At 73.6% G+C, this 20,336-nt stretch carries 18 protein-coding genes; 4 read left to right on the forward strand and 14 right to left on the reverse strand.

Features of this window, described 5'->3' with window-relative positions; all coding sequences use genetic code 11:
- Window positions 1-58: 58 nt before the first annotated feature.
- Both OIE69_RS12090 and OIE69_RS12095 read right to left on the reverse strand, forming a co-directional pair.
- Window positions 59-457, reverse strand: a complete 399-nt coding sequence (locus OIE69_RS12090) for a RidA family protein (RefSeq protein ID WP_326571983.1) — start codon at window positions 455-457, stop codon at window positions 59-61.
- Complete coding sequence (locus OIE69_RS12095) at window positions 454-1,560, reverse strand: acyl-CoA dehydrogenase family protein (RefSeq protein WP_326571984.1); 1,107 nt, start codon at window positions 1,558-1,560, stop codon at window positions 454-456. The genes OIE69_RS12090 and OIE69_RS12095 overlap by 4 nt, the downstream gene beginning before the upstream one ends.
- Before the next feature lie 95 nt (window positions 1,561-1,655).
- Between OIE69_RS12095 and OIE69_RS12100 the strand changes: the two genes are divergently transcribed.
- The 3 genes from OIE69_RS12100 (at window position 1,656) to OIE69_RS12110 (ending at window position 4,550) form a co-directional block, all read left to right on the forward strand.
- On the forward strand, window positions 1,656-3,260 hold the full coding sequence (locus OIE69_RS12100) for an AMP-binding protein (RefSeq protein ID WP_326571985.1): 1,605 nt from the start codon (window positions 1,656-1,658) through the stop codon (window positions 3,258-3,260).
- Between the two features lie 4 nt (window positions 3,261-3,264).
- Complete coding sequence (locus OIE69_RS12105; RefSeq protein WP_326571986.1) at window positions 3,265-4,089, forward strand: PaaX family transcriptional regulator; 825 nt, start codon at window positions 3,265-3,267, stop codon at window positions 4,087-4,089.
- Window positions 4,090-4,325: 236 nt separating this feature from the next.
- Window positions 4,326-4,550, forward strand: coding sequence for a Uma2 family endonuclease (locus OIE69_RS12110; RefSeq protein ID WP_326571987.1), 225 nt, complete (start codon window positions 4,326-4,328; stop codon window positions 4,548-4,550).
- 12 nt (window positions 4,551-4,562) lie between these two features.
- On the opposite strand, the gene OIE69_RS12115 is transcribed toward OIE69_RS12110, so the two are convergent.
- From OIE69_RS12115 to OIE69_RS12165, 11 genes are all read right to left on the reverse strand, one after another.
- The gene (locus tag OIE69_RS12115; protein WP_326571988.1) at window positions 4,563-6,830 is read right to left on the reverse strand and encodes a bifunctional salicylyl-CoA 5-hydroxylase/oxidoreductase; all 2,268 of its coding nucleotides are present in this window, start codon (window positions 6,828-6,830) and stop codon (window positions 4,563-4,565) included.
- Between the two features lie 2 nt (window positions 6,831-6,832).
- A complete protein-coding gene (locus OIE69_RS12120; RefSeq protein ID WP_326571989.1) occupies window positions 6,833-7,660 on the reverse strand; it encodes an enoyl-CoA hydratase family protein in 828 nt (275 codons plus the stop codon).
- Window positions 7,661-7,758: 98 nt separating this feature from the next.
- Complete coding sequence (argF, locus tag OIE69_RS12125; protein WP_326571990.1) at window positions 7,759-8,763, reverse strand: ornithine carbamoyltransferase; 1,005 nt, start codon at window positions 8,761-8,763, stop codon at window positions 7,759-7,761.
- 124 nt (window positions 8,764-8,887) lie between these two features.
- On the reverse strand, window positions 8,888-10,111 hold the full coding sequence (locus OIE69_RS12130; RefSeq protein ID WP_326571991.1) for an arginine deiminase: 1,224 nt from the start codon (window positions 10,109-10,111) through the stop codon (window positions 8,888-8,890).
- A 75-nt stretch (window positions 10,112-10,186) separates the two neighbouring features.
- The gene (locus tag OIE69_RS12135; RefSeq protein ID WP_326571992.1) at window positions 10,187-12,733 is read right to left on the reverse strand and encodes a polynucleotide kinase-phosphatase; all 2,547 of its coding nucleotides are present in this window, start codon (window positions 12,731-12,733) and stop codon (window positions 10,187-10,189) included.
- Window positions 12,730-14,223 (reverse strand): 3' terminal RNA ribose 2'-O-methyltransferase Hen1, encoded by a 1,494-nt coding sequence (locus tag OIE69_RS12140; RefSeq protein ID WP_326571993.1) that lies wholly within the window; start codon window positions 14,221-14,223, stop codon window positions 12,730-12,732. Before OIE69_RS12140 ends, OIE69_RS12135 begins: the two co-directional genes overlap by 4 nt.
- Window positions 14,214-15,176, reverse strand: coding sequence for a homocysteine S-methyltransferase (mmuM, locus tag OIE69_RS12145; RefSeq protein WP_326571994.1), 963 nt, complete (start codon window positions 15,174-15,176; stop codon window positions 14,214-14,216). The genes OIE69_RS12140 and mmuM overlap by 10 nt, the downstream gene beginning before the upstream one ends.
- 30 nt (window positions 15,177-15,206) lie before the next feature.
- Window positions 15,207-16,130, reverse strand: coding sequence for an LLM class F420-dependent oxidoreductase (locus OIE69_RS12150; RefSeq protein WP_326571995.1), 924 nt, complete (start codon window positions 16,128-16,130; stop codon window positions 15,207-15,209).
- A 118-nt stretch (window positions 16,131-16,248) separates the two neighbouring features.
- A complete protein-coding gene (locus tag OIE69_RS12155; RefSeq protein ID WP_326571996.1) occupies window positions 16,249-16,704 on the reverse strand; it encodes a DUF6099 family protein in 456 nt (151 codons plus the stop codon).
- A gap of 184 nt (window positions 16,705-16,888) precedes the next feature.
- A complete protein-coding gene (locus OIE69_RS12160) occupies window positions 16,889-17,221 on the reverse strand; it encodes a nucleotide pyrophosphohydrolase (RefSeq protein ID WP_018563257.1) in 333 nt (110 codons plus the stop codon).
- Window positions 17,222-17,231: 10 nt separating this feature from the next.
- Window positions 17,232-18,503, reverse strand: a complete 1,272-nt coding sequence (locus tag OIE69_RS12165) for an AAA family ATPase (protein ID WP_326571997.1) — start codon at window positions 18,501-18,503, stop codon at window positions 17,232-17,234.
- 102 nt (window positions 18,504-18,605) lie between these two features.
- On the opposite strand from OIE69_RS12165, the gene OIE69_RS12170 reads away from it, so the two are divergent.
- Window positions 18,606-19,148: a DUF1697 domain-containing protein gene (locus tag OIE69_RS12170; RefSeq protein WP_326571998.1), complete on the forward strand. Its 543-nt coding sequence runs from the start codon at window positions 18,606-18,608 to the stop codon at window positions 19,146-19,148.
- Between the two features lie 75 nt (window positions 19,149-19,223).
- Here the strand turns inward: OIE69_RS12170 and OIE69_RS12175 are convergent, their stop codons facing one another.
- Window positions 19,224-20,219 carry an extracellular catalytic domain type 1 short-chain-length polyhydroxyalkanoate depolymerase gene (locus tag OIE69_RS12175; protein WP_326571999.1) on the reverse strand — a complete coding sequence of 332 codons (996 nt, stop codon included), beginning with the start codon at window positions 20,217-20,219 and terminating at the stop codon, window positions 19,224-19,226.
- Window positions 20,220-20,336 lie beyond the last annotated feature (117 nt).

Genomic DNA, 20,336 nt, shown 5'->3' on the forward strand with positions numbered 1-20,336 from the left:
CGTACCGGCCGTGGCGCCAGGGGCCGTTGATGCCCCTGGCGCCCGGTTCACCGGTCCGTCAGGACAGCACGGCGAGGCCGTCGAGTTCGACCACGGCCTCCTCGTCCCACAGGCGGGTGATGCCGATGACCGCCATCGCCGGGTAGTCGCGGCCGGCCAGGGCGCGCCAGATGCGGCCGAGTTCGGGCGCGTGGTCGCGGTAGGCGGCGACGTCGGTGGTGTGGACGGTGAGCCGGGCGAGGTCGGCGGGGGTGCCGCCGGCGGCCTGGAGGGCGGTGAGCAGGTTGATCAGCGCGTGCTCGAACTGGGCCGGAAGCGTCTCCCCGACGACCTTGCCCCCGGAGTCCAGCGCGGTCTGGCCCGCGAGGAGGACGAGGGTGTGCCCGGTGGCGGTGACGGCGTGGCTGAAACCGGTGGGCGGGGACAGCTCGGGCGGGTTGATCCGGTTGAGGGTCATGCGAAGAGCTCCTTGGCGATGATCGACCGCTGGACTTCGGTGGCACCTTCGTAGATACGCGGTGCGCGGACCTCGCGGTAGAGGTGCTCCAGGAGGTGGCCGCGCTCCAGGGCGCGGGCCCCGTGGATCTGGACCGCGGCGTCGACGGCGTACTGGGCGGTCTCGGTGGCGAAGAGCTTGGCCATGGCGGAGCTCCGGGCGGTCCGGGCGGCGCCGGAGTCGTAGGCCTCCGCGGCGGCGTAGACCAGCAGGCGGGCTGCCTCGGTGCGGGTGGCCATCTCGGCCAGGGTGTGGGAGACGGCCTGAAGCTCCTTCAGGGGCGCGCCGAAGGCGGTGCGGGAGGCGGCGTGGGCGGTGGCCGCGTCGAGGGCGGCCTGCGCCATGCCGACGGCGAACGCGCCGACGCTGGGCCGGAAGCGGTTGAGGGTGGTCATGGCGACCCGGAAGCCCCGGTCGACCTCGCCGATCACGTCCCGCTCCCCGACCGGTACGGCGTCGAAGCACAGCCGCCCGATGGGGTGCGGGGAGAGCATGTCGAGGGGTTCGCCGCCGAGGCCGGGGCGGTCGGCGGGGACGGCGAAGGCGGTGACGCCGCGGGCCCCGGCGCCGGGGGTGGTCCGGGCGAAGACCGTGTAGACGTCGGCCTCGGGGGCGTTGGAGATCCAGCACTTCTCGCCGGTGAGCCGCCAGCCGCCGCCGGGCGCGGGCTCCGCGGCCAGTTCGAGGGCGGCCGCGTCCGAACCGGCCCCCGGCTCGGTGAGCGCGAAGGCCGCGACGGCCTCGCCGGAGACGACACGCGGGATCCAGCGGGCGGCCAGCTCCGGGGACTCCAGCAGGGGGTGGGCGCCCAGTCCCTGCAGGGCGAGTGCCGTCTCGGCCTCGGTGCACTCGCGGGCCAGGGACTCCCGGAGCAGGCACAGCTCCAGGGCGGTGCCGGGGAAGAGGCGTGCCAGCAGGCCGAGTTCGCCGAGGGCTGCGAGCAGCGGGCGGTTGACCCGCCCGGGTTCGCCGGCCTCCGCCAGCGGCCGCAGCCGTTCGGCGGCCCAATCACGGACCTGCGCACACCACTTGAGCTGTTCCGGGTCCAGCGCGAACGATGCCACGCGGCACCTCCCGTATCGCGTACCGTTGACTGCCGTCACAAACACGTTACGCTGAATCCGTCCGCAACCAGGGGCCAACGAGGGGCGAACCCGCCATGGACCTGCTGCCATCAGCTCACGTGGACACTTTCCCGCGGGATCACCTCCCGCCGCGTGACCAGTGGCCCGTCCTGACCCAAGACCTCCCCGAGCTGGCCTATCCGGGCCGGCTCAACTGCGGTGACGAACTCCTCGCCGCCGGACGGCCCGAGGCGCCCTGCCTGCGGATGCCGGGCGGCGAGGTCTGGTCGTACGCGGACCTGCGCGCCGCCTCCGACCGCATCGCGCACGTGCTGACCGACGACCTCGGGGTGGTGCCCGGCAACCGCGTGCTGCTGCGCGGCCCCACCACTCCGTGGCTGGTGGCGTGCTGGTTCGCCGTCATGAAGGCGGGCGCGGTCGCGGTGACCGTGCTCGCGGCGCACCGCCCGCACGAGCTGGCGACGATCTGCGAGATCGCCTCCGTCCGGCACGCGCTGTGCGACATCCGCGCGGTCGACGACCTCGCCAAGTGCGAGGCGCCCGGGCTGCGCATCGCCACCTACGGCGGCGAGGCGCCGGACGACCTGCTGCGGCTCGCCGCCGGCCGGCCGGACTCCTTCGCGGCGGTGGAGACCTCGTCCGACGACGTCGCGCTGATCGCCTTCACCTCCGGCACGACCGGACGGCCCAAGGGGTGTATGCACTTCCACCGGGACGTGCTGGCGATCGCCGACACCTTCTCGGCGCACATACTGCGGCCCACCTCCGCGGACGTGTTCGCCGGCAGCCCGCCGCTGGGCTTCACCTTCGGGCTGGGCGGCCTGGTCGTCTTCCCGCTGCGCGTGGGGGCGTCGGCGCTGCTGCTGGAGCAGGCCGGCCCCGAGCAGCTCGCCCGGGCCGTCGCGGAGCACAAGGTGACCGTGCTGTTCACCGCGCCCACCGCCTACCGGGCCATACTCGCCTCGCACGGCTCCCGGGACCTGTCCTCGCTGCGGCGCTGCGTGTCGGCGGGCGAGAACCTGCCCGAGGCGACCTGGCACGCCTGGTACGAGTCGACGGGTCTGCGGATCATCAACGGCATAGGGGCCACGGAGCTGCTGCACATCTTCATCTCCGCAGCCGACGACGTGATCCGCCCGGGCACCACGGGCCTGCCGGTACCTGGCTACCAGGCCCGGGTCGTCGATCCGGTGACGCTGTCCCCCCTGCCGGACGGCGAGCCGGGGCTGCTGGCGGTGCGCGGCCCCACGGGCTGCCGCTACCTGGCGGACGAACGGCAGCGCGAGTACGTGCGGGGCGGCTGGAACATCACCGGCGACACCTATGTGCGCGAGGCGGACGGCTACTACCGCTACGTGGCCCGCGCCGACGACATGATCATCTCGTCGGGGTACAACATCGCGGGCCCCGAGGTCGAGGAGGCGCTGCTGCGCCACCCCGACGTGCGGGAGGCGGCCGTCATCGGCGTACCGGACGACCAGCGCGGCCAGATCGTCCGGGCCTTCGTCGTGCTGCGGGACGGGCCGCCGCGCGACGAGCACACGGTCGAGACGCTGCGTTCCTTCACGCGTGAGGAGATCGCGAGCTACAAGTGCCCGCGCGAGATCGTCTTCATCGACGCCCTGCCCCGCACACCCACCGGGAAACTGCAGCGCTTCCGGCTGCGCGACCTACAGTGATCGCGTGACCGAGCACACCCCCAGTTCACTGATCCTGACCTTCTTCGGCGCCTACGGCCGGGCCGACGGCTGGGACGGGCGGATACCCGTCGCCGGGCTGATCCGGCTGATGGGCGCCGTCGACGTGGACCCGCAGTCGGTGCGCTCGGCGGTCTCCCGGCTCAAGCGCCGCGGCCTGCTGGAACCGGACCGGGTCGGCGGCGCCGCGGGCTACGCCCTGTCCGAGGACGCCCGCCAGCTGCTCGCCGACGGCGACCGGCGCATCTACGGTCACCCGGCCGGCGGAACGGGCGGCCCGGACTGGGTGCTCGCGGTCTTCTCCGTCCCGGAGAGCGAGCGCCACAAGCGGCACCTGCTCCGCTCCCGCCTGGCCCGCCTGGGCTTCGGCACCGCCGCACCGGGTGTGTGGATCGCGCCCGCCCGCCTCCACGAGGAGGCCCTGCACACCCTGCGCCGGCTCGGCCTGGACACCTACGTCGACCTCTTCGCCGGCACCCACCTCGGCTTCGAGCCGACGGCCGCGGCCGTGCGCCGCTGGTGGGACCTCGACGCCGTCGCCAAGCGCCACCACGCCTTCCTCGACGCCCACGAGCCCGTGCTGCGCGCCTGGGCCTCCCGGGAGGCGACCCCGCCGCAGGAGGCCTTCGCGGACTACCTGCGGGCCCTCGACTCCTGGCGCCGCCTCCCCTACGCCGACCCGGGCCTGCCGCCCGCCCTCCTCCCGCCCGACTGGCCCGGCGGCCGCGCGGCGGCGGTCTTCGAGGGGCTGCACGCGCGGCTGCGCGACGCGGGCGCGGAGTTCGCGCGGTCCGCCGACCCCGCGGCGTGACCGGCCTCCTCGGATGATCGTTGGCGTAGGCACACGCCCGCACGGCAATTCAGGAGGGACGCGCATGTCGGCTCGCCCCGGGCAGGGCCGTTCGACGACGGGTGAGGCGGCCGTACTGGACACATTCCTCGAACTCGTCGTACCGGAGGGCACCTCCGCGGTCGACGCCTCGATGCTCACGGGGCACTTCAGAGGACAGCCGCCCTGGGCCGACCCGGCGGGAGTGGTGATGGCGGGTGACGGCGGCGCGCCCGGCAAGGGACCGCGGCCCACGGCGACGCGGCTACGCGGCCGCCGGCATCCCCTTCTACCTGCTGGTGGACCGCACCGAAGGCACCGTGACCCTGTACGGCGAGCCGGACGCCGAGGACTACCGGCAGGACGTCCGGGTGCTGTTCGGCAAGGAACTCGACCTCCCCGAGCCGTTCGCGTTCGCGCTCGACACCTCCGCCTTCCGCTGAGGCGGCCGCCCCTCACACGTCCAGCGTCAGCCGGGGCCGGGGGGCGTCCGTGCGGCCCGTGGGCGGGCGGCGGCTGCCGGCCCGGTACGGGAGGGGCCAGGGGGCGCCGGGGCCGGAGTAGCCCTGTTCGGCGGCGGCGTGGAGCGTCCAGTTGGGGTCGTAGAGGTGGGGGCGGGCGAGCGCGCACAGGTCGGCGCGGCCCGCGAGGATCAGGGAGTTGACGTCGTCCCAGGAGGAGATGGCGCCGACCGCGATGACGGGCAGGCCGAGTTCGTTGCGGATCCGGTCGGCGTAGGGGGTCTGGTAGGAGCGGCCGTAGTCGGGGGCCTCGTCGGGGACGACCTGGCCGGTGGAGACGTCGATGGCGTCGGCGCCGTGGGCGGCGAAGGCCCGGGCGATCTCCAGCGCGTCGTCGGCGGTCGTGCCGCCCTCGGCCCAGTCGGTGGCGGAGATGCGGACGGTCATCGGGCGGTCGTCGGGCCACACCTCGCGGACGGCGTCGAAGACCTCCAGCGGGAAGCGCAGCCGTCCGGCCAGGTCGCGGCCGTAGCCGTCGGTGCGCCGGTTGGTGAGCGGGGAGAGGAAGGACGACAGCAGGTAGCCGTGGGCGCAGTGCAGCTCCAGCAGGTCGAACCCGGCGCGGGCGCCGCGCGCGGCGGAGGCGGCGAACTGCTCGCGGATCGCGGCCAGCCCGGCGTCGTCCAGGGCGTGCGGGACCTGGCTGACGTGCGGGTGGTACGGCAGCGGGGAGGGGGCCGCCAGCGGCCAGTTGCCCTCGGGGAGCGGCTGGTCGATGCCCTCCCACATCAGCCGGGTGGAGCCCTTGCGGCCGCTGTGGCCGAGCTGGAGGCCGATCGCGGCGCCGGGCCCGGCGTGCACGAAGTCGGTGACGCGGCGCCAGGAGGCCTCGTGCCCGTCGTTCCACAGGCCCGCGCAGCCCGGGGTGATCCGGCCCTCGGGGCTGACGCAGACCATCTCGGTCATGACCAGGCCTGCGCCGCCGAGGGCGCGGGCGCCGAGGTGGACGAGGTGGAAGTCACCGGGGGTGCCGTCGGCGGCGGAGTACATGTCCATCGGCGAGACGACGACCCGGTTGCGCAGGGTCAGCCCGCGCAGGGTGAAGGGGGTGAACATCGGCGGGGTGTCCGGCCCGGTGCCGAACTCCCGCTCCACCGAGGCGGTGAAGTCCGCGTCGCGCAGCCGCAGGTTGTCATGGGTGACCCGGCGGCTGCGGGTGAGCAGGTTGAAGGCGAACTGCCGGGGCGGCTGGGCGGCGTACTGCTCCAGGTTCTCGAACCACTCCAGGCTGGCCCGCGCGGCGCGCTGCGTGCTGGCGACCACCGGCTTGCGCTCGGCCTCGTAGGCGGCGAGCGCCTCGGGGACGCCGGGCTGCTCGTGCACGCAGGCGGCGAGGGCGAGGGCGTCCTCCATGGCGAGCTTGGTGCCGGAGCCGATGGAGAAGTGCGCGGTGTGGGCGGCGTCGCCGAGCAGCACGATGTTCCCGTGCCGCCAGCGTTCGTTGGCGACGGTGGTGAAGGCGATCCAGCGGGAGCGGTTGCCGCGCAGGCTGTGGCCGTGCAGGGCGTCGGCGAAGATCTTCTCGCAGCGGGCGATCGACTCGGCCTCGTCCAGGCGGTCCAGTCCGGCGCGCCGCCAGACGTCCTCGTGCATCTCGACGATGAAGGTGCTGACGCCGGGCCGGTACGGATAGCCGTGGGCCTGCATCACGCCGTGCTCGGTCTCGGCGATCTCGAAGCGGAAGGCGTCCAGGGCGAGGTCGGTGGCGAGCCAGATGTAGCGGCAGCGGTGTCCGGTGAGGGTGGGCCGGAAGACGGCGGCGTGGGCGCCGCGGGTGGCGCTGCCCGCGCCGTCGGCGGCGACGACGAGGTCGTGGTCGCGGGCCAGCCGGTCTGCGGCCGGGGCGAGTTCACGGGTGCGGACCGTCACGCCGAGGTCGCGGCAGCGGTCGTGGAGGATCGCCAGCAGCGTGCGCCGGTCCACCGCCGCGAAGCCGTGGCCGCCGGAGGTGACGGCGCGCCCGCGGTGGTGCACGTCGATGTCGTCCCAGCGGGTGAACTCCCTTTGCAGGGCGCGGAAGACGACGGGGTCGGCGTGCTCGATGCCGCCGAGCGTCTCGTCGGAGAGCACGACGCCGAAGCCGAAGGTGTCCTCGGGAGCGCCGCGCTCCCAGACGGTGATGTCGCGTTCCGGGTCGAGGCGTTTGAGCAGTGCGGCCGCGTAGAGCCCGCCGGGGCCGCCGCCGATGATGGCCACCCGCACGGTTACCGGCCCTTCCAGTTGGGGCTGCGCTTCCCGGTGAACGCGGCGTGGAACTCGGCGTAGTCCTCGCCGGTCATCAGGAGCGCCTGGGTCGCGGCATCCATCTCCACCGCGGCGGCGAGCGGCATGTCGAGTTCCGCGGTGAGCAGCGCCTTGGTCTGCGCGTACGCCAGCGCCGGGCCGGTGGCCAGGCGTTTGGCGAGGGCGGCGGCGCTCGCGTCCGCCTGGCCGTCGTCGACGAGTTCGCTGACGAGGCCGATGCGGTCGGCCTCCTCGGCGCCCAGGGTGTCGCCGAGCATCAGCAGCCGGGTGGCGTGGCCGAGTCCGACGATGCGGGGCAGCAGGTAGGCGGCGCCCATGTCGGCGCCGGCGAGGCCGACCTTGGTGAAGAGGAAGGCGAAGCGTGCCGAGCGTTCGACGATGCGAAAGTCGGAGGCGAGGGCGATCACGGAGCCGGCCCCGGCCGCGACGCCGTGGACGGCCGCGACGACGGGGAAGGGGGCCTCGCGGATGGCGCGGACGACCTGGCCGGTCATGCGGGTGAAGTCCAGCAGCTGGCCCGCGCCCATGGCGAGGGTGGCGCCGATGATCTCGTCGACGTCCCCGCCGGAGCAGAAGCCGCGACCGGCCCCGGCCAGCACCAGGACCCGGGTGTCGCCGTGGTGCGGCAGTTCGGTGAGCAGGTCGCGCAGGTCGGCGTAGGCGCCGAAGGTGAGCGCGTTGAGCTTGTCGGGGCGGTCGAAGGTGACGGTGACGACACCGTCGGCGCGCTCGACCCGCAGGTGCCGCCATTCCTCGGTACGGCCTGCGGAGCCTCGGTAGGGGCTCATGGGGACGTCCTCCTTCACGGGGGAGGCAGGCTTGCCACCACCGCGAAGTTATCACCCCTTCGTGACCGCCGTCACGAGTGCGCCATATACGCGGCGCCTCACGCGCCTCCCAGTGTGGCGACGAGGACGGCCTTGATGGTGTGCATCCGGTTCTCGGCCTGGTCGAAGACGATCGAGTGCACCGACTCGAAGACCTCGTCGGTGACCTCCAGGGAGGTCAGCCCGTGCCGTGCGTGGATCTCCCGGGCCAGGGCGGTGCCGAGGTCGTGGAACGCGGGCAGGCAGTGCATGAACTTCGTGTCGGGACGGCCGGTGGCCCGCAGCACGTCCATGGTCACGGCGTACGGCTTCAGCAGCACGATGCGCTCGTCCCAGACCTCGGCGGGCTCGCCCATCGACACCCAGACGTCGGTGTGGACGAACTCCGCGCCGGCGACGCCCTCGGCGACGTCCTCGGTCAGGGTGACCCGGGCGCCCGTGGTCTCCGCGAGGCGCCGGGCCTCGGCGACGACCGACTCGTCCGGCCACAGCCGCTCCGGCGCGACGATGCGTACGTCCATGCCGAGGAGGGCGCCGGTGACCAGCAGCGAGTTGCCCATGTTGGAGCGGGCGTCGCCGAGGTAGGCGTAGGCCGTCTCCGCCAGCGGGGAACGGGAGTGCTCCGTCATGGTGAGCACGTCGGCGAGCATCTGGGTCGGGTGCCACTGGTCGGTGAGGCCGTTCCACACCGGCACCCCGGCGTGGGCGGCCAGTTCCTCGACGACCTCCTGGCCCGTCCCGCGGTACTCGATGCCGTCGAACATCCGGCCGAGTACCCGAGCGGTGTCCTTCACCGACTCCTTGTGGCCGAGCTGGGAGCCGGCCGGGTCCAGGTAGGTCGTGGAGGCGCCCTGGTCGGCCGCGGCGACCTCGAAGGCGCAGCGGGTGCGAGTGGAGGTCTTGGCGAAGATCAGAGCGATGTTGCGGCCCGTGAGACGCCGGACCTCGGAGCCCGCCTTCTTGGCCTTCTTCAGCTCGGCGGCCAGCTCCACCAGCCCGCGGAACTCCTCGGGGGCGAAGTCCAGTTCCTTGAGGAAGTGGCGGCCCGTGAGGTCGATGGCCATGGGGGCTCCTAGGTCGGGGTCGGCCGGATGCCGAACATGAGTGCGCCGGGACCATGGAAGTCTATACGAATCCTCGCATCCTTATACAGCCCCACCAGCGGTCCCGGCCACGGATCGCCGCCCGTCAGACCGGGTCCCGCTCGATGGGGCAGCTCATGCAGCGCGGGCCGCCGCGGCCGCGCCCGAGTTCGCTCCCGGGGATCTCTATGACCTCGATGCCGCGCTTGCGCAGGAAGGTGTTGGTGGTGACGTTGCGCTCGTACGCCAGGACGACGCCCGGCTCCAGGGCGAGCACGTTGCACCCGTCGTCCCACTGCTCGCGCTCGGCGGAGTGGACGTCCTGGGTCGCGGTGAGCACCCGGATGTCGTCCAGGCCCAGGGCCGCCGCGATGGCCCGGTGCATGTGCTCCGGCGGGTGGTCGGTGACCTTGAGGTCGCGCTCCCCGGCGCCGGGCTCGATGGTGTACGAGCGCAGCATGCCCAAGCCCGCGTACTTGGTGAAGGTGTCGCCGTCGACCATGGTCATCACGGTGTCCAGGTGCATGAAGGCACGGCGCTTGGGCATGTCCAGGGCCACGATCGTGGTGGCCGACCCCGCGTTGAACAGCCGCTGGGCCAGCATCTCCACGGCCTGCGAGGTGGTGCGCTCGCTCATGCCGATGAGGACGGCGCCGTTGCCGATCACCAGGACGTCGCCGCCCTCGATGGTGGACGGGTAGGCCGCCTGGCCCTCGGACCACACGTGGAAGGAGCCGCCCGCGAAGAGCGGGTGGTGGCGGTAGATCGCCTCGTAGTGGATCGTCTCGTGCCAGCGGGCGGGCCAGCGCATCGCGTTGATGCTGACCCCGTCGTAGACCCAGGCCGAGGTGTCCCGGGTGAAGATGTGGTTGGGCAGCGGGTCGAGCAGGAAGTCGTCCAGGTCCATCACGTGGAAGCGGACCGAGGTCGGCTCGGCGAAACGGGCCAGGAACTCCCGCTTGGTCATGCCGCCGACCAGGGCCTCGGTCAGTTCGGCCGCGGACAGCTCGTCGAAGGCGGCGCGCAGGTGGTCGGTGACCACCGGGCCGTACTCCTTCTCGTCGAAGACCCGGTCCAGCACCATGCGCCGGGCCTCGGGCAGGGTCAGCGTCTCCCGCAGCAGGTCACCGAAGAGGTGCACGGCCACGCCCCGGTCGCGCAGCACGTCGGCGAAGCCGTCGTGCTCGGCGCGGGCCCGGCGCACCCACAGGACGTCGTCGAAGAGCAGGGCGTCCTTGTTCGACGGCGTGAGCCTTTTCAGCTCCAGATCGGGGCGGTGGAGGATGACGCGGTGCAGCCGCCCTGCCTCGGAGTCCACATGGAATGCCATGGAGCTAGACATTCCCACTTGGCAGGGGTTTACCGCCAGGGAGGGGCGGGCACCCGGGTGCCCGCCCCCCGTCCGTCACAGCCGGGGGTCCACCGGCTCGGACTCCAGGGCCAGGAGGGCGAAGACCGCCTCGTGCACGCGCCACAGGGGCTCGCCCGCGGCCAGCCGGTCCAGCGCCTCCAGGCCCAGCGCGTACTCGCGCAGCGCGAGGGAGCGCTTGTGGCCCAGGGCCCGGGAGCGGAGCCTGACCAGCTGGTCGGGCCGGGTGTACTCCGGACCGTAGATGATCCGCAGGTACTCCCGGCCGCGGCACTTGATGCCGGGCTGGACCAGGCGGTTGCCGTCCTCGGTGCGCACCAGGGCCTGGAGCGGCTTGACGACCATGCCCTCGCCGCCGGCCTCGGTCAGCTCCAGCCACCACCGCGTCCCGGCGGCCACCGACTCCTCGTCGGCGGTGTCGACCAGCAGCCTGCGGGTCTCCTGCAGCAGCCCCGTCGGGTCGTTCGCGACCAGGCGGTCGATGAGCGCCAGCTGCCCGTCGTGCGGCAGCGCGGCGAGACTGCGGCCCTGGGCGGCCAGGATCTGGAAGGGCGCCAGACGTACCCCGTCCAGGCCCTCGGTCGACCAGCAGTAGCGCCGGTACGCCTCGGTGAAGGCGGCCGCGTCCGCGGACCGGCCGCGCTGCCGCTCCAGCAGGCCCGCCACGTCGGTGCCCCGCGCGGCGGCGGACTCCAGGGCGGCGAGCGCGCCCGGGAAGACCGCGCCGGAGGCGGCGCCCACGGCGGCGTACTGCTTGCGCAGCAGACCGGAGGCCTTCAGCGACCAGGGCATCAGCTCGGCGTCGAGCAGCAGCCAGTCCGTGCCGAGCTCGTCCCACAGCCCGGCGGCGGTGACGGAGGCCCGCAGCCGGTCCAGGACCTGCTCGGTGACGGCCGGGTCGTCGAAGAACGGACGGCCCGTGCGGGTGTGCAGGGCGCCCGTCACGCCGCCGGTCACCCCGAAGCGCTCGCCGGCCGTCTCCGCGTCGCGGCACACCAGCGCCACGGCACGGGAACCCATGTGCTTCTCCTCGCAGAGCACCTGGCCGACGCCGTCCGCCCGGTAGGCGGCGAACGCCTCGTGCGGGTGCTCCAGGTAGCCCTCCAGCTGCGAGGTCGCGCACGGCGACATCGTCGGCGGCAGGTACATCAGCAGCCGCGGGTCGACCGCGAAGCGGCTCATGACCTCCAGCGCGGCGGCCGCGTTCTCCTCGCGGACGGCGACCCGGCCGTGGTGCGCGGTCTCCACGACACGGCGGCCGGTCACGTCGGCGAGGTCGAGCGGCCGCCCGTCCTGCCCTCCGGGCGCCTCGCTCGCCAGAGGCTTCGCCGGCTCGTACCAGACCCGCTCGGCGGGCACGTCGACGATCTCGCGCTCGGGCCAGCGCAGGGCCGTCATCCGCCCGCCGAAGACGGCGCCGGTGTCCAAACAGATGGTGTTGTTGATCCACGAGGTGCTCGGCACGGGTGTGTGGCCGTAGACGACGGCGGCTCGGCCGCGGTAGTCCTCGGCCCACGGGTAGCGCACGGGCAGGCCGAACTCGTCGGTCTCGCCGGTGGTGTCGCCGTACAAGGCGTGCGAGCGGACCCGGCCGGAGGTGCGGCCGTGGTACTTCTCGGGCAGGCCGGCGTGGCAGACGACCAGCTTGCCGCCGTCGAGAACGTAGTGGCTGACGAGTCCGTCGATGAACTCGCGCACCTGCTCCCGGAAGGCGGGGTCCTTCCCGTCCTCCTTCTCCAGCTGCTCGATGGTCTCGGCGAGGCCGTGGGTGTGCTGGACCTGCCTGCCCTTCAGCCAGCGGCCCAGCTTGTTCTCGTGGTTGCCGGGCACGCACAGGGCGTCGCCCGCGGCGACCATGCCCATGACGCGGCGCAGCACGCCGGGGCTGTCGGGGCCGCGGTCGACGAGGTCTCCGACGAAGACGGCCGTGCGGCCCTCGGGGTGCACGCCGTCGACGTAGCCCAGCTTCCCGAGCAGGGTCTCCAGCTCGGAGCTGCAGCCGTGGATGTCGCCGATGATGTCGAAGGGGCCGGTGAGCTCGCGCTTGTCGTTGTAACGGCGCTCCAGCACGACCTCGGCCGCCTCGACCTCCTCGGTGCCGCGCAGGATGTGCACCTTGCGGAAGCCCTCGCGCTCCAGCTGCCGCAGGGAGCGGCGCAGCTCGCGCTGCTGGCGCTGCACGACGTGCCGGGGCAGGTGGGCGCGGTCGGGACGGGAGGCGTTCCGCTCGACGCAGACCTGCTCGGGGACGTCGAGGACGATCGCGATGGGCAGCACGTCGTGCTCGCGGGCGAGCCGGACGAGCTGGCGGCGGCTCTCCTGCTGCACGCTGGTGGCGTCGATGACGGTGAGCCGGCCGGCGGCCAGCCGCTTGCCCGCGATGTAGTGCAGCACGTCGAAGGCGTCGCCGCTGGCGCCCTGGTCGTTCTCGTCGTCGCTGACCAGACCGCGGCAGAAGTCCGAGGAGATCACCTCGGTGGGCTTGAAGTGGCGCCGGGCGAAGGTCGACTTGCCGGAGCCGGTGGTGCCGATCAGGACCACGAGGGACAGATCGGTCACCGGGAGGGTGCGCTTGCCGGTCATGCGGGGGTGACCTCCTTCGCGGTCATGGTGGTCATGGCCGTCATGGCGGTCATGGCGGTCATGGTGAAGACGGCCATCTGGGTGGGCGGGCCGACCTCGGGGTCGTCGGGGCCGACGGGGACGAAGCGGACACCGTAGCCGTGCCGTCCGGCGACCTGCTCCGCCCACGAGCGGAACTCCTCGCGGGTCCACTCGAAGCGGTGGTCCGCGTGCCGGACGTGCCCGGCGGGCAGCGTCTCCCAGCGCACGTTGTACTCGACGTTCGGCGTGGTCACGAGCACCGTGGCGGGGCGTGCCGAGCCGAAGACGGCGTACTCCAGTGCGGGCAGCCGGGGCAGGTCGAGGTGCTCCACGACCTCGCTGAGCACCGCGGCGTCGTAGCCCTTGAGCCGGGCGTCGGTGTACGTCAGGGAGCCCTGCACCAGCCGGACGCGGGAGGACTGCCGCTCGCCCATGCGGTCCAGCCGCAGCCGTCGCGCGGCCTCGCCCAGGGCCCGGGACGACACGTCGACGCCGAGGACCTCGGTGAAGCGGACGTCCTTCAGCAGCGCGCCGACCAGCTGGCCCTGGCCGCAGCCGAGGTCGAGGACACGGCTCGCCCCGGCGTCGCGCAGCTCCGCCAGGATCGCCTCGCGGCGCTGCACCGCCAGCGGCAGCGGCTTCTCCTCGGTGTCCACCTCCTCGTCGACGGCGTTGTCCAGCTCCTCGGCCTCGATGTCGTCGGCCTCGGCGAGCCGGGCCAGTTCCAGCCGCTCCATGGCCTGCCGGGTCAGCGACCAGCGGCGGGACAGATAGCGGCTGGCGATAAGCCGCTGCTCCGGGTGGGCGGCGAGCCATCCGTCGCCCATGCGCAGCAGCTTGTCGACCTCGTCGGGCGACACCCAGTAGTGCTTGGCGTCGTCCAGGACCGGGAGCAGCACATACAGGTGCCGCAGGGCCTCGGACAGCCGCATCTCGCCCTCCAGGGCCAGCCGCACGTAGCGCGACTCGCCCCACGCGGGGAACTGCTCGTCCAGCGCGACCGGTTCGGCCTCGACGATCCAGCCCAACGGCTCGAAGAGCCGGCGGACGAGGGCGGCACCCCCGCGCGCGGGCACGGCGGGGATCTCGATCCGCAGCGGCAGGGGCTGCGCGGCCCGCTCGGGGCGGGCGTCGCAGACGCCCCTCAGGGCGCTGGCGAACACCGTGCGGAGGGCGACCGCGAGCAGCGACGAGGCGGCGTAGGGCCGGTCGTTGACGTACTGGCCGAGCGCGGAGTCGGGGGCCCCGCCCCGGCCCTTGCCCTTGCCGCGCCGGACCAGCGCCACCGGATCGACCTCCAGCAGCAGTGCGGCGGTGCACCGTTGCTCGGACGCCACGGGGTAGAAGACGTGGGCGTCGCCGTAGGAGGTCGAGAAGACCTGGGCCTTCTCCGGATGCTTGTGCAGCAGGAAGCCGAGGTCCGTGGCGGGCATGCCGCCGCTGCCGGTGGTTGTTATCGTCAGGAACACCGCCTGAGTATCGCCTGTCCGCCGCCGCCCTCAACAGCGGTTTTCCCCGGCTGGGCGGCGAGTGCGCGGGCGAGGGCGGATATCTGTGCGGGCCCGACCCGGCAGCATCCCCCGATGAGCCGGGCACCGGAGCGCTGCCAGACGGCGGCCAGGGCCGGGTCGAAGGCCCGGCCTCCGCTCCAGTCGCGGGCCCGTCCGTCCCAGGTCTCGCCGCTGTTGGGGTAGACGACCACGGGCCGGTCCACGGTCGCCGCCGCTGTCTCCACCGCGCGCGTGGCGTCCGCCGGGTCGCAGCAGTTGACGCCGACGGCGATCACCGCGTCCGAGTCCGCGGCGATCCGGAAGGCGTCCTCCAGCGGCTGCCCGGCCCGGGTCGCCCCGCCCGTGACGGTGTAGCTGAGCCAGACCGGCACCCCGAGGCCCTCGGCGATCCTCAGCAGCGCCTCCGCCTCGTCGGTGTCCGGCACGGTCTCCAGCGCCAGGACGTCCGGGCCGGCCTCGGCCAGCGTCTCCATCCTGGGCCGGTGGAAACGCTCCAGTTGCGCGACGCTCAGCCCGTAGCGGCCCCGGTACTCGCTGCCGTCCGCGAGCATCGCGCCGTACGGTCCCACGGAGGCCGCCACCCAGACGTCGTCGCGGTCGCGGGCGGCGGCGCGGGCGAGGGCGACGCTGCGCCGCAGCAGGGCGGTCGCCTCCCCTCGTCCGATGCCGCGTGCGGCGAAGCCCTCGTAGGTGGCCTGATAACCGGAGGTGATGAGCACCCGCGCGCCCGCCCGCACGTAGGCGGTGTGCGCCGCCTCGATCTGCTCCGGCGCATCCGCGAGCAGGCGGGCGGACCAGAGCGCGCCGTCCAGGTCGCAGCCCTGGTCGGCGAGCTGGTTGGACAACCCGCCGTCGAGGACGACGGGGCCCTCGGCGAGGGCCTGCGCCAGGGACCGGGTCGGTGCGGGCATCGCGGGTGCTCCTCGCGTGGTGTGCCGGGCTCAGCCGAGCTGCGACTGGACCCCGGAGGCGATCAGTTCCAGGTGCCCGAGGTCGCTCAGGTCCAGGATCTGCAGGTAGAAGCGGGTGGCGCCGAGCTCGGCGAAGCGGCCGATCCTGTCGACGACCTCGGCGGGGGAACCGGCGAGGCCGTTGGCCTTGAGCTCGTCGACCTCACGGCCGATGGCCGCGGCCCTGCGGGCGACCTCGGCGTCGTCCTTGCCGACGCACACGACGAGGGCGTTGGAGTAGACGATCTCGTCCTTGCCCCGGCCGTGCTCCTCCGCGGCCTCCCGCACGCGGGCGAACTGCGAGGCGGTGTCCTCCAGTGAGCCGAACGGCAGGTTGAACTCGTCCGCGTAGCGGGCGGCGAGCCGCGGGGTGCGCCGGGCACCGTGGCCGCCGATGAGGACGGGGAGCTTCGCCTGGGCGGGCTTGGGCAGCGCGGGCGAGTTCTCCACCGTGTAGTGCGTGCCCTTGAAGTCGAAGGTCTCGCCCACCGGGGTCTCCCAGAGGCCGGTGACGATGGCGAGCTGCTCCTCCAGCCTGGCGAACTTCTCCTTCGGGAACGGGATGCCGTACGCGGCGTGCTCGTCCGCGTACCATCCCGCGCCCAGGCCCAGCTCGACGCGGCCGCCCGACATCTGGTCCACCTGCGCGACCTGGATGGCGAGCACACCGGGCAGCCGGAAGGTGGCGGCCGTCATCAGGGTGCCGAGCCGGATCCGCTTGGTCTCGCGGGCGAGGCCGGCCAGGGTGATCCACGCGTCGCTCGGCCCCGGCAGACCGTCCGCGTCGCCCATCTTGAGGTAGTGGTCGGAGCGGAAGAAGGCGTCGAACCCGAGCTCCTCGGTCGCCTTGGCGACGGAGAGCAGGGTGTCGTACGAGGCCCCTTGCTGGGGCTCGGTGAAGATTCGAAGATCCATGACTCCATCCTGCACCTCTTCGCCCGGAATCGATCGGCAACCTGTCCCGCGCGGCACCCTCCCGGACCGGGGAGGGCCGCAATCCGCCAACTTCGCTTCTGCGGCACGGACTTGGTGCTCACGTGCCCTCCCGCTGCCGCGCCTCGACCGCGCGCAGGAGGACACCCACCCGGTCCTTGGACTCGTCGGCGGCGTCGACCGCCTCGATGCACTGCCAGTACTCCGTCTCGCTCTCGGCGGTGCAGGCCACCGAGACCAGGGCCATGCCCAGCTCCGACAGCAGTTCGCGCAGCTCGCGCAAGGTCCCGGCGGGTTCGCGCACATCGGTGAGCAGGGCCGCGCGCAACGGACCGGACGCCACCCCGGGCGGCCCCGTGGCCCCGCACGCCCGGCCGCCCGCCTCGCAGACGGAGAATCCGGGAGTGCGCAGCTCGGGGGCCCCGTGGAGCGCGACGTAGCTGCCGATCGCCTCCGTCAGCGCCTGGATCTGCCAGGCCTCCGCCATCAGCTCACGCTCGGTCCCGCCGCTCCTCAGCGACTCCCGCGTGGCCCGGATCAGCCGTACCGCGTCCATCACGACGCACCTCCCCCGTCTCCGCCCCGTCGATCGCCTTCCTCACTCAGAGTGACGGATCGCGACGTGATGGGGAAGTGGCCGGTTCCCGCCTGTGGACAACCCGCTCCCCCGGCCGTGCGAGCGGCGCGCGTGACCCCCGGCGCGACCGGCCCGCGAAGCGGGGCGCACCGGCCGCCGCGCCTCAGTCACCGGCCCCCGGCAGCGGGAAGCGCAGCTCGTTGCGGTCGATCTTGGCGGACAGCGCCTCCAGCACGTCCACGCCGAGCACCTCGCAGAACTGCAGCAGGTACGCGAGCACGTCCGCCACCTCGTCCCGTACCCGGTGCGCGCTGTCGGGGTCCTCCATGACCCCGGCCGCCTGCTCGGGCGTGAGCCACTGGAAGATCTCCAGGAGCTCGGAGGCCTCGACGCTCAGGGCCACGGCCAGGTTCTTCGGCGTGTGGTACGGCTCCCAGCGCCTGGCGGCCGCGAATGCGGCCAGCCTGCGCTGCAGCGCGTGCAGATCCTCGGTCACACCCGCAGGTCTACCCCATCGCCGCCGCGGCGTGCTGCGGCGGGGCCTGCCCGGCCGCCGGGGCCTCGGCGGCCGGTGCCTCCGGGCCCGTACCCTGCGCCGGCACCCGCTCACGGTCGGCCGCCGGGCTCCCGAGGCGCAGCAGCGTCACTCCCTCCGCCCCCTCGGCCACGGCGGGGTCGTGCACCGTGCCGATCAGCCTGATGTGGCCGCGTTCGGCGACCTGCGCGGCCAGCGCCAGCAACTGCCGCGACTGCGCCCGGTCCAGGCCGGTGTCCAGGCCGTCCGCCAGCACCGTGAGGACCTGGACGGCGTCCGGCACCTCGCCGCTGGTGTCCACCTCCAGCACGCCCGGCCCGGTCAGCAGCACCAGCGCCAGCGCGAGGAAGCGCAACTCCCCGTCACCGAGCCGGTCCACCGGCACGAGCCCCAGGGGTCCCCGGTCGACGGCCGCCACCACCGACTGCGCGTACGCCCCCGTCCCCGGCTCCCCGGCGGGGACCACCGTCAGTCCCTCGACGGGCGGGCTGCACACCGCCCGCAGCGCGCCGACCAGTGCGGCGTGCCGGGTACGGCACTCGCCCTGGGTACGGCGCAGCACCGCAGAGAGGTTGTCGCAGCCGCCGCGGAGCAGGCCGTCGGCCACCCGCGCGGGCTCGCGCATCATGTGCGGCCGGGGGTCGACGGGGAACACCCCGCGCAGCGCGAGCACCGTCTGCTCCGCGGCGGCGAGCACCAGCCGCTGCCCCTCGGTGGTGCCCGCGACGCGCAGCGGCAGCAGGGAGGTGGCCAGCCGGTCGTCGGGCAGCGGGGCCCGGGTCACCGGGACCAGCCCCGCGGTGTGCCAGGCCGCCTGGACGGTACGCCGCCCCGGATCGCGCAGCGCGGTGGCGAGCAGGGTCTCGCCGGCGCCGGTCAACCGCTCGCCGACGATGCGCAGTTCGGGTTCGGTCTGCACGGCGACGTCGAGTGCGACGGGGCCGACCGCGCCGTCCACCGTGCACCCGATGCGGAAGCCGCGCCGGCCCTCCGCGTCCGGCTTGGCCGCGTGGGGCACGCAGGCCGCCACTCCCCCGCGCACGCCGTCGAACGCCATGGCCAGTTCCTCACCGGCGGCGAGCCGGCCGAGCAGGCCGAGCCCTTCCAGGACACTGGACTTGCCGGTGCCGCTCGCCCCCGCCATCACGGTGAGCGGCCCGAGCGGGAAGCTCGCGCCGCGATGCGACTTGAAGGCGGAGAGCCGCAGTTCGGTGACGACCGGACGGTCACGCTTCGTGCTCATGGACGCGAACGTAGCGGCGGCACCCGGTGGCGAACCGTTCCGCCGGGCCGCTGGTCCTCCGAAAGTGGGTAAGCCCGGCGAGGCGACGGTTAATGTGGCGGGGTGACCGGATACGTGGCTCTCCTGCGCGGGATCAACGTCGGGCCGACGACCAGGCTTCCGATGCAGGACCTGCGCCGACTGCTGGAGGAGATCGGCGGCACGTCCGTGCGCACCCATCTGCAGAGCGGCAACGCCCTGTTCGAGCACGAGCAGGCCGATCCGGGGAAGCTGGCGGACGCGCTGGAGGCGGCCGTCGCCGCCGCGTTCGAGGGGCGGAGGGTGCCGTGCATCGTCCGCGAGGCGGCCGCGCTCGCCGGGGTCGTCGAGCGCAACCCGTTCGACATGACGGGCATCGACCCCGCGCGCTTCCTGGTCACCTTCCTGTCGGGGCCCGTCGAGCCGGACCGGCTCGCCGGTCTGGACCCGGCCGGCTTCGCTCCCGACGAGTTCCGCCCGGGCGAGCGCGAGATCTACGTGCACTGCCCGAACGGGGTGCAGAAGACCCGGCTCTCCCACGCGCTGTGGGAGAAGCGCCTGGGGCTGACGGCCACGGCCCGCAACTGGAACACCGTGACCCGCCTGGCGGCGATGGCCGCGGAGTGACGGGGCGGGGCCGGCGTGCGCCCCGTCACCCTGCCGCCGGCGTCCCCCGTGCCGCCCGGCGTCGCCCCCTCCCGCTCAGCCCAGGCCCCAGCCCGTCCCGAGCCGGTACGCCGCGCAGAGGTTGACGTCGAGCATGTAGGCGGCGGCCGTGCCGCACTGGGCCGCCCCGGTGCCCGGGTCGACCGGCTGGCCGTGGCCCATGCCCGTGAGGCTGTAGGTCTCGACGACCGCGGCGCCGGAGGCGTCCTTGTACGTCCGGTGCGGGAAACCCGCGACGGTGTCGGAGGCGTCGGCGGTCTGGTCGGTGCCGTGGACGGCCGTCCACTGCCGTACGAGGTCGTCCATGTTGACGGGCTTGACCGTGTAGTCGGCGGTGCCCTGGAAGACCGTCAGCCGGGGCCACGGGCCCGTGTACCCGGGGAAGGCGCCGCGGACCCGGTCGCCCCACTGCGCGGGCGTCTGCGTCGCGCCGACGTACATGCACACGTACGGTGAACCCGCCGCCTGCGCGCAGCCGTACGGCAGCCCGGCGACCACGCCGCCCGCGGCGTACACGTCGGGGTAGGCCGCCGTCATCGCCGCCGTCATCGCGCCGCCCGCGGAGAGCCCGGTGACGTACACCCGCGACGGATCGGCACCGCTGTCGGCGATCTGGCGGGCGGTCATCTGCCGGATGGAGGCGGCTTCGCCCTGACCCCGCGCGATGTCGCCGGTCTGGAACCAGTTGAAGCACTGGCTGAGGTTGTTGGCCGAGGTCTGGCCGGGCAGCACCACGGAGAAGCCCCAGCGGTCCGCCAGCGCGGTCCAGCCGCTCTGGGTGCCGTAGCCCTGGGCGTTCTGGGTGCAGCCGTGGAGGGCGACGACGACCGGCCGGCCCTGGGGCAGCCCGGTGGGGACGTAGCGGTACATCCGCAGCGCGCCCGGGTTGCTGCCGAAACCGGTCACCTCCTCGATCGCTCCGGCGGCGTGGGCGGGCCGGACGGGGACGAGCGCGGCCAGGAGCGCTACGAGGACGGCGAGCAGGGCGGCACGCGGGCGGCCCCTGTGGAGTGCGGCTCTGAGTAAGGTCATGCGCCGGACGGTAGGAGCGGTGCGACGCCCGCGACATGGCCCGGGGCACCACAACGCGGACGCCGCGCGTGGTGCCCCGGACCGCTCAGGCGCCCCGGTACCCGGGCAGCGCCGGTG

Source organism: Actinacidiphila glaucinigra, assembly GCF_035918135.1.
Taxonomy (GTDB): domain Bacteria; phylum Actinomycetota; class Actinomycetes; order Streptomycetales; family Streptomycetaceae; genus Actinacidiphila; species Actinacidiphila glaucinigra.

What these genes read in the sequence shown, in the direction of transcription:
- OIE69_RS12090 (WP_326571983.1), bottom strand. Translation starts at nt 457, where the DNA reads ATGACCCTCAACCGGATCAACCCGCCCGAGCTGTCCCCGCCCACCGGT.
- OIE69_RS12100 (WP_326571985.1), top strand. Translation starts at nt 1,656, where the DNA reads ATGGACCTGCTGCCATCAGCTCACGTGGACACTTTCCCGCGGGATCAC.
- OIE69_RS12120 (WP_326571989.1), bottom strand. Translation starts at nt 7,660, where the DNA reads ATGAGCCCCTACCGAGGCTCCGCAGGCCGTACCGAGGAATGGCGGCAC.
- argF (WP_326571990.1), bottom strand. Translation starts at nt 8,763, where the DNA reads ATGGCCATCGACCTCACGGGCCGCCACTTCCTCAAGGAACTGGACTTC.
- OIE69_RS12130 (WP_326571991.1), bottom strand. Translation starts at nt 10,111, where the DNA reads ATGGCATTCCATGTGGACTCCGAGGCAGGGCGGCTGCACCGCGTCATC.
- OIE69_RS12135 (WP_326571992.1), bottom strand. Translation starts at nt 12,733, where the DNA reads ATGACCGGCAAGCGCACCCTCCCGGTGACCGATCTGTCCCTCGTGGTC.
- mmuM (WP_326571994.1), bottom strand. Translation starts at nt 15,176, where the DNA reads ATGCCCGCACCGACCCGGTCCCTGGCGCAGGCCCTCGCCGAGGGCCCC.
- OIE69_RS12150 (WP_326571995.1), bottom strand. Translation starts at nt 16,130, where the DNA reads ATGGATCTTCGAATCTTCACCGAGCCCCAGCAAGGGGCCTCGTACGAC.
- OIE69_RS12155 (WP_326571996.1), bottom strand. Translation starts at nt 16,704, where the DNA reads ATGGACGCGGTACGGCTGATCCGGGCCACGCGGGAGTCGCTGAGGAGC.
- OIE69_RS12165 (WP_326571997.1), bottom strand. Translation starts at nt 18,503, where the DNA reads ATGAGCACGAAGCGTGACCGTCCGGTCGTCACCGAACTGCGGCTCTCC.
- OIE69_RS12175 (WP_326571999.1), bottom strand. Translation starts at nt 20,219, where the DNA reads ATGACCTTACTCAGAGCCGCACTCCACAGGGGCCGCCCGCGTGCCGCC.